Below are 7,630 nucleotides of genomic sequence, written 5' to 3' on the forward strand. Positions count from 1 at the left end.
GCTCGAGGGCGGGCTCGGCGTCGGGCGCGGGGACCGAAGGTTCGGCGGGCGCCGCTTCGGCCTCCGGGCGGCGGCCGGCCAGGATCCACATCAGGCTCCAGCCCAGCGCGCCGATCGGCAGGGCCTGGGCGTAGGTCTGCAGGAAGGCGGCGTCGTCCGGCCCGGGACGGGCGAGGTCGATCGCCGGGCCCAGCCACCACAGCCAGAACGTCATGGGCACGGCGCCCAGCAGCACCGCCGCGACCCAGCCGACGGCTTCGTTCCGGCCCAGCCGCACCGCCGCGCCCGCGCCCAGCCGGATCAACGGCCGTTGAATGAGGTAGCCGGCCAGAACGGTGCGCGACCAGTAGAGCACCCGCTCCGGCCAGGGCCCGGTCACGAACAGGCCGAAGGCGCCGATCATGGCCAGCACGACGGCGACGCCCAGGAGGGCGCCCAGCTCGCGGGCGAGGCCGCGCGGGCTGAGGCCTGCGCGCAGTCCCGCCGACGCTTCGTGAACGGGCCTCATCGACGCCTCCGGTTCCGCCTGCGAACGCCGCCGGTCCGGCGACGCAACTTCGCTCGCGGGCGTCGTCCGCTCCGGCTTTGTCCGGCGCACGCAACCCGCAAACCGAGGTTCCTTATGTCGAGATTCGTCTGGCTGGCGCTCGCCTTCGCCTGCGCCGCTTTCACGGTCGGGAATACGGCCGTGCCGATCGCCGCCTGGCTGGCGCCGGTCTTCCTGCTCCGCTTCACGCGAAGCTCGGCGCCCCTGCCGGGGCTCGCCCTGGGCGCGGTGGCGTTCATCGCGGGGCAGGACCTGGCCTGGCGCGGCGCGATCGTCTTCCAGGGGCCGACCTATCACGCGGTGGTCGCGGCCATCGGCCTGCTGTTCTTCCTGCCGGTGGTGGCGGACCGGCTGATCGCGCCGCGTCTGAAGGGCTTCGCCTCCACCCTGGTGTTCCCCTGCGCGCTGGTCGCCACCGAGTTCGCCTGGTCGAGCTCCGGGCTGGGGTCGTGGGGCCTGGCCGCCTACTCGCAGTGGGGCGCGCTCCCGCTGCTGCAGGTGCTGTCGATCACGGGCCTGTGGGGCGTGAGCTTCCTGGTCGGCTGGGGGGCGTCGACGGCGAACTTCGTCTGGGCGCGCGGCTGGGCCGATCCGGCCGCCCGCCGTGCGGGGCTCGCCGCCGCCGCGGTGATCGCGGCGGTGCTGGCCGGGGGCGGGCTGCGCCTGGCGCTGGATCCGCCGAAGGGGCCGACCGTACGCGTGGCCGGCGTGGTCGCCGAGAACCTGGACGTGTTCATGGGCGCCTGGGCGCCGCTCGCCCAGGGCCGGAAGCTGACGCCGGAGGTGGTGGAGAAGGCGCGGCCGGCGACCCAGGAGCTGCAGCGGCGGCTTCTGGACCGCAGCCGCGAAGAGGCGCGGGCGGGGGCGAAAATCGTCGTCTGGTCCGAGGCCAACGCGCTGGTCTTCGCCGACGACGAAGCGGCTTTCGTGGCGCAGGGCCGCCGGCTGGCCCGCGAGGAAGGCGTCTACCTGTTCATGGCCATGGCCACGATCACCCCGGGCGAGCGGCAGGCCCAGAACAAGGTGGTGGCGATCGACGCGAGCGGCGCGGTGCGCTCGACCTATCTGAAGAGCCATCCGACCCCGGCCGAAGCCTCCGTGCCCGGCGACGGCCAGATGCAGGTGATGGACACCCCCTACGGCCGGCTGGCCTGGGCCATCTGCTACGACTTCGACTACCCGGCCCTGATCCGTCAGGCGGGCCGCGCCGGCGCCGACATCCTGCTGAACCCGTCCTGGGACAGCCGCGGCATGGATCCGATGCACACCCACATGGCCGGGCTGCGCGCGGTCGAGAACGGCGCGTCCATGTTCCGGGTGACCAACGACGGCCTGAGCCAGGCGGTCGACGCCCAGGGCCGCGTGCTGGCCGCCATGGACGACTACGGGACCAAGGACCGCGTGAAGACCATGGTCGCCGACCTGCCGGTCCGTGGCGCGGTCACGCCGTACGCGCGGTTGGGCGACTGGCTGGCCTGGGGGTGCGTGGCGGGGTTCGCTAGCTTGGCCGCAGCCGCCTTCGCGCGAGGCAAGGGAGGCGTACGGTCGCCGGCGGCCGCGACCGTCGGCTGAGGGAGGCGCCGGTGGTCGACGTCAGTCGACGATGTCGATCACCGCGCCGACCGAGCCGCCGATCAGCGCTCCGGTTCCGGCGTTGCCCGACAGGCTGCCGATACCGGCCCCGACGACGGCGCCGGTGGCGGTGGCGCAGCCGGCCAGGACGAGGGCGACGGCGGCGAGGGCGGTCGCGAGCTTTCTCATCGCGGTCTCCTGCGGCTTCACTCGGCCAGCCGGGGCTTGGCCATCTCGACCCAGATCACCGACAGCACCGGCTTGTCGAGCTGGTCGGGGTGGGCCTTGTACCAGGCGTCGACGGTCTGGATCGCCGCGTCGACGGTGAAGCCGTCGAGGCCCTTCTGGGCGCGCTGCGAGAAGGTGTCGGCCTGGCCGGGATCGTGCTTGGCGTCGTAGCGGGCGCCCACCGAGATCATGTTCGACACGCCGGCCAGGTAGGCGCGCCGCACCTCGGGCGACGAGCGCTGCCAGTCGCGCCCGTCGGCCAGCCTGGGGTTCGCGGTGGCCTGGGCTTGCGCCCCAATCGGAAGCGTCAGGGCGGTCGCGACGACGAGGGCGCCGATCGTCCGAAGCGTCGCCATGTTCCTGCTCCATCCGTGCGCGCCTGAAACCGCGCGCGCATGGATCCGGCCGTCAGGGCCGCGCCTGAGCCGGTCCGGAATTACTGCTGAGGGAGCGGGGCGGGCGAACACCGATTCGCGATGCTTGCAATGAGAACAAAACCGGAATATAGAACAAATCGGAAACGGTGAAGCCGGGGGAAAATTCCATGGTCGTTCGTGCAGTTCGTGAAACTCTGGCGCTTGCTTCCGTGTCCGCCTTCGTTTGGATGGTGTGGTCGGTGACGCACCTGGTGGCGTGAGTCGTTCCCGACGCTTAAGTCGGGGATGACATGAGCGGCGAAGGCTTCGTCCATCTGCGGGTTCGGTCCGCCTATTCGTTGCTGGAAGGCGCGATCAAGGCGGACAAGGTGGGCGCTCTGGCCGCCGCCGACGGCCAGCCGGCCGTCGCCATCGCCGACCGCGCCAACATGTTCGGCGCGCTGGAGTTCTCCCAGACCGCCAAGGATTCCGGGGTGCAGCCGATCGTGGCCTGCGCCATTCCGGTCTCCGGCATCGGCGACAAGCCCGGCGAGCGCTGGGCCCGCACCCCCACGGTGGTGCTGCTGGTCCAGAACGAGGCCGGCTATCTCAACCTCACCGCCCTGTCCTCGGCCGCCTACCTCGAGGTGGGCCCGATGGACGAGCCGCACGTGCCCTGGAGCCGGGTGGTGGAGCGCTCGGAGGGGCTGATCCTGCTGTCCGGCGGCCCGGACGGCCCGGTCGACCACCTGTTCGCCGCCGGCAAGAAGGACGAGGCCGAGCGGGCGCTCCAGGCCATGCACGAGGCCTTCGGCGACCGCTTCTACGTCGAGCTGCAGCGCCACGACCGGCCGGCCGAGCACGCCGCCGAGCCCGGCCTGGTGGGCTGGGCCTACGACCACGACGTGCCGTTGGTCGCCACCAACGACGTCTATTTCGGCAAGAAGGACATGTACGCGGCGCACGAGGCGCTGCTGTGCATCTCCGACGGCGCCTTCATGGGCCAGGACGACCGCAGGCGGGTCACCGCCGAGCACTGGTTCAAGCCGGCCGCGGAGATGCGAACGACCTTCGCCGACCTGCCGGAGGCCTGCGACAACACCCTCGAGATCGCCCGGCGCTGCGCCTTCCTGGTCAAGAAGCGCGATCCCATCCTGCCCAGCTTCGGCACCGGCGCGGGCCGCTCCGAGCCCGAGGAACTGGCCTGGCAGGCCAAGGAGGGTCTGAAGGCGCGCCTGGCGGTCACGCCGATGTCCGCGCCCGAGGAGGATTACTGGGCCCGCCTCGATCGCGAGGTCGGGATCATCCAGAAGATGGGGTTCTCCGGCTACTTCCTGATCGTGTCGGACTTCATCAAGTGGGGTAAGGCGCACGGCATCCCGGTGGGGCCGGGGCGGGGCTCGGGCGCCGGTTCCCTGGTCGCCTGGGCGCTGACCATCACCGACCTCGATCCGCTGCGCTTCGGCCTGCTGTTCGAGCGCTTCCTGAACCCCGAACGGGTCTCCATGCCCGACTTCGACATCGACTTCTGCCAGGAGCGGCGGGAAGAGGTGATCGGCTACGTGCAGGAGAAGTACGGCCGCGACCGCGTGGCCCAGATCATCACCTTCGGCACCCTGCAGGCCCGCGCCGTGCTGCGCGACGTCGGCCGCGTGCTGCAGATGCCGCTCGGCCAGGTGGACCGTCTGTCCAAGATGGTCCCGAACAACCCGGCCAACCCGGTGACCCTGGCCCAGGCCATCGAGCTGGAGCCCCGGCTGAAGGAGGCCCGGCGCGACGACCCGGCGGTCGAGAAGCTGCTGGAGACGGCGCTGCGGCTGGAAGGGCTGTACCGCAACGCCTCGACCCACGCCGCCGGCGTGGTGATCGGCGACCGCCCGCTGGTCGAGCTGGTGCCGCTGTACCAGGATCCGCGCTCGGAGCTGCCCGCCACCCAGTTCAACATGAAGTGGGTCGAGTCAGCCGGCCTGGTGAAGTTCGACTTCCTGGGCCTGAAGACCCTGACCGTGCTCGACCGCGCGGCCAAGTTCCTGGAGAAGCGCGGCGCGGGCGTGGACCTGTCGCAGCTGCCCTTCGACGACGAGAAGACCTACGAACTGCTGGCTTCGGGCCAGACCATCGGGGTGTTCCAGCTCGAAAGCCAGGGCATGCGCGACACCCTGCGCAAGATGCGCTGCGGCTCGATCGAGGAGATCACCGCGCTGATCTCGCTGTATCGACCGGGGCCGATGGACAACATCGACACCTTCGTCGACTGCAAGTTCGGCCGTAAGCCGATGGACACCCTGCACCCCTCGCTGGAGCCGGTGCTGAAGGAGACCTACGGCGTCATCGTCTACCAGGAACAGGTGATGCAGATCGCCCAGATCCTGGCCGGCTACAGCCTCGGCGAAGCCGATCTGCTGCGCCGGGCGATGGGCAAGAAGAAGAAGGAGGAGATGGACTTCCAGAAGGCCCGGTTCGTCTCCGGAGCCAAGGAAAAGGGAGTCCCCGAGTCCCAGTCGGACTCGATCTTCGAACTGGTGGCCAAGTTCGCCGGCTACGGCTTCAACAAGTCGCACGCCGCCGCCTACGCGCTGATCTCGTATCAAACCGGCTGGCTGAAGGCGAACCACCCGGTCGAGTTCCTGGCCGCGTCGATGAGCCTGGATATCGCCAACACCGACAAGCTGGCGGTGTTCTACCAGGACGCCCGCCGCTTCGGCGTGAAGGTGCGCGCGCCCGACGTGAACGTCTCCATGGCCGACTTCGACGTGGAGAACGGCGAGGTGCTGTACGCGCTGGGCGCCGTGCGCAACGTCGGCCTGGAGGCGATGAAGCACCTGGTCGAGGTGCGCCGCGAGGGCGGCCCGTTTCGCGACATCTTCGATTTCCTGGAGCGCATCGACCCCAAGGCGGTGAACAAGCGCGCCATCGAAAACCTGGCCCGCGCCGGCGCCTTCGACAGCATCCACCCCGACCGGGCCCAGATCGTCCAGGCCGCCGACCGGCTGATCGCCTATGCGCAGAGCGTGGCGGCCGAACGCGCCTCGTCTCAGGTCAGCCTGTTCGGCCAGGGCGGCGAGGCCACGCGCCCACGCCTGCCCAAGAGCGAACCGTGGATCGGCCCGCAGCGGCTGGACGAGGAGCTGTCGGCCGTCGGCTTCTACCTGTCCGGCCACCCGCTGGAGGACATGGTCGAACTGCTGCGCCGCCGGCGCACCACGCTGGCGGCCGAGGCCCAGGCCCTGGCCGAGGAAGGCCAGGAAGCCTTCCGCATGTGCGGCGTCGTGCGCCGCCGCCAGGAGCGCGCCTCGGCCCGCACCGGCGAGAAGTTCGCCTTCGTCACCCTGTCCGACCCCACGGGCGAGTACGAGGTGATGTTCCCGCCGGAGAGCCTGCGCCGCTGCCGCGACGTGTTGGAGACCGGCGCCTCGATCATCCTGAAGGTCCGCGCCAAGGCGGCCGAAGGCGAGGTGCGCTTCTTCGGCGACGAGGCCGAGCCGATCGCCAAGGCGATCGAGCAGGCGGCCGGTGGCCTGCGCGTGCACGTCTCGCCGCGCTCCGCCGAGGTCGAGGCCCTGAAGAAGCGGCTGGAGGCCGGCGCGACCCAGAAGGGCGGGGGCGAGATCGTGCTGATCGCGGCCCTGGACGGCGCCCACGAGATCGAGCTGCGCCTGCCGGGCCGCTATCGCCTGGACGCCTCGCTGCGCGGCGCGCTGAAGACGGCGCCGGGCGTGCTGATGCTGGAGGACGCGTAGGCGTCGGTCAGCGGGCCAGGGCGTTCAGCTCGGCGATCCGCTGCTCGTACAGCCGCTGCAGAACGCCCGCGTCCGGCGCCGCCTTGTCGCGAGCAGCCAACCAAGCCCGCTGGCTGCGCCGCAGACCGGCCGAGCCGGAGCCCGACGCGGCCGCATAGGCGGCGCTCAGCGCGCGATCGGCGGCGGCCAGCTCCGGCGTGACGCACACCAGGGTCAGGTTCACGTCGTGCACCTTGGCGCAATCGAAGCTCGGCCCTTGGCCCTCCGGCCATTTCATCGCGTCGGCGGTCAGGTAGCCGGTGTCGATGACGAACCATTTCAAGGCGCTCGGGAAGTCGGTGAAGGTGAATTCCCGGTTCTTCGGGCACGCACGCCCCGGCTTCTGCGCGTCCAGGCAGACGCTGGGCAGGCCCCAGTCGTCCTTGCTGTCGTAGCTGGCCGACACGGTCTTCCAGGCTTCGGCGAAGCGGCCCGCCCGGGCCGCGGCCGCGAGGTAGGCCGCGCAGGCGCCGTTGTTGTGCTCCTGACAACCCGCCTTGGCGTCCGGGAGGTAGGCCTCGAACTCCTTCCGGAAACGGGGCTCCGCCGAAACGTCGACGGCTTCGCCGTCGCGCACGACCCAGAACTGTGGCGGCGCCATGCTGAACGCATAGGCCGTGAAGGCGTAGAGGAACCGGTTGTCGTAGACTTCGATCTCCGAGACGCCGTCGCCGTCGATGTCCCTCGGGAAGGTGTCCAGCGGTTCGCCGTCGAAGGTCCCGACATCGACGGCTCGCCATTTCCCACCGGAGAGGCTGAGGACCTTGATCTCCACGCAGCAGTGCGCGCCGCCGGTGTAGGTGGTCAGGATCACGTCCTGCGCCGGCCGGCGCTCCTCGAAATGGCCGGCGCCGAAGGTGGCCGCGACGGAGCTGCTTCCGCCTTCGCCGACCAGTTCACCGCTCGCGCCGTTCGGAGCGCGGACCGTCAGGTGGGGGACCGCAGGAGCGTCCTCGCCGCCGCCCGTCGAGGCGAGGGTCAGCAGCAGGCCGTCGATGGCCACGTGGACCGGGCCCGGCGCGTCTTTCGGCCATGCGTGCATGACGCCGCGGGGCAGGAGGGCGTTGTTCGTGACGGCCGCGGCCGCCGGCTCGGGCGCGGCGGGCTCGGGCGTCGCGGCGGGCGTCGCCGGCTTCGCGGCGCTCGCC

At 70.9% G+C, this 7,630-nt stretch carries 5 protein-coding genes and 1 pseudogene; 2 read left to right on the forward strand and 4 right to left on the reverse strand.

Annotated elements, in window-relative coordinates; genetic code table 11:
• Window positions 1-508, reverse strand: a pseudogene (locus G3573_RS18415) (hypothetical protein); the annotation flags it as partial.
• 114 nt (window positions 509-622) lie between these two features.
• Between G3573_RS18415 and G3573_RS18420 the strand changes: the two are divergent.
• Window positions 623-2,119, forward strand: a complete 1,497-nt coding sequence (locus G3573_RS18420) for a nitrilase-related carbon-nitrogen hydrolase (protein ID WP_163263148.1) — start codon at window positions 623-625, stop codon at window positions 2,117-2,119.
• A 21-nt stretch (window positions 2,120-2,140) separates the two neighbouring features.
• Here G3573_RS18420 and G3573_RS18425 read toward each other — a convergent pair whose 3' ends face one another.
• On the reverse strand, window positions 2,141-2,308 hold the full coding sequence (locus G3573_RS18425; protein ID WP_163263149.1) for a hypothetical protein: 168 nt from the start codon (window positions 2,306-2,308) through the stop codon (window positions 2,141-2,143).
• 17 nt (window positions 2,309-2,325) lie between these two features.
• Entirely contained in the window at window positions 2,326-2,703 is a 378-nt protein-coding gene (locus tag G3573_RS18430) for a hypothetical protein (protein WP_163263150.1), read from the reverse strand.
• A gap of 311 nt (window positions 2,704-3,014) precedes the next feature.
• On the opposite strand from G3573_RS18430, the gene dnaE reads away from it, so the two are divergent.
• Window positions 3,015-6,443 (forward strand): DNA polymerase III subunit alpha, encoded by a 3,429-nt coding sequence (gene dnaE, locus G3573_RS18435; protein ID WP_163263151.1) that lies wholly within the window; start codon window positions 3,015-3,017, stop codon window positions 6,441-6,443.
• A 7-nt stretch (window positions 6,444-6,450) separates the two neighbouring features.
• Here the strand turns inward: dnaE and G3573_RS18440 are convergent.
• Window positions 6,451-7,630, reverse strand: a 1,180-nt coding sequence (locus tag G3573_RS18440) for a lysozyme inhibitor LprI family protein (RefSeq protein WP_163263152.1), incomplete at its 5' end; no start/stop codon positions are given.

Source organism: Caulobacter sp. 17J65-9, from assembly GCF_010975005.1.
In the GTDB taxonomy this organism is placed as follows: Bacteria; Pseudomonadota; Alphaproteobacteria; order Caulobacterales; family Caulobacteraceae; genus 17J80-11.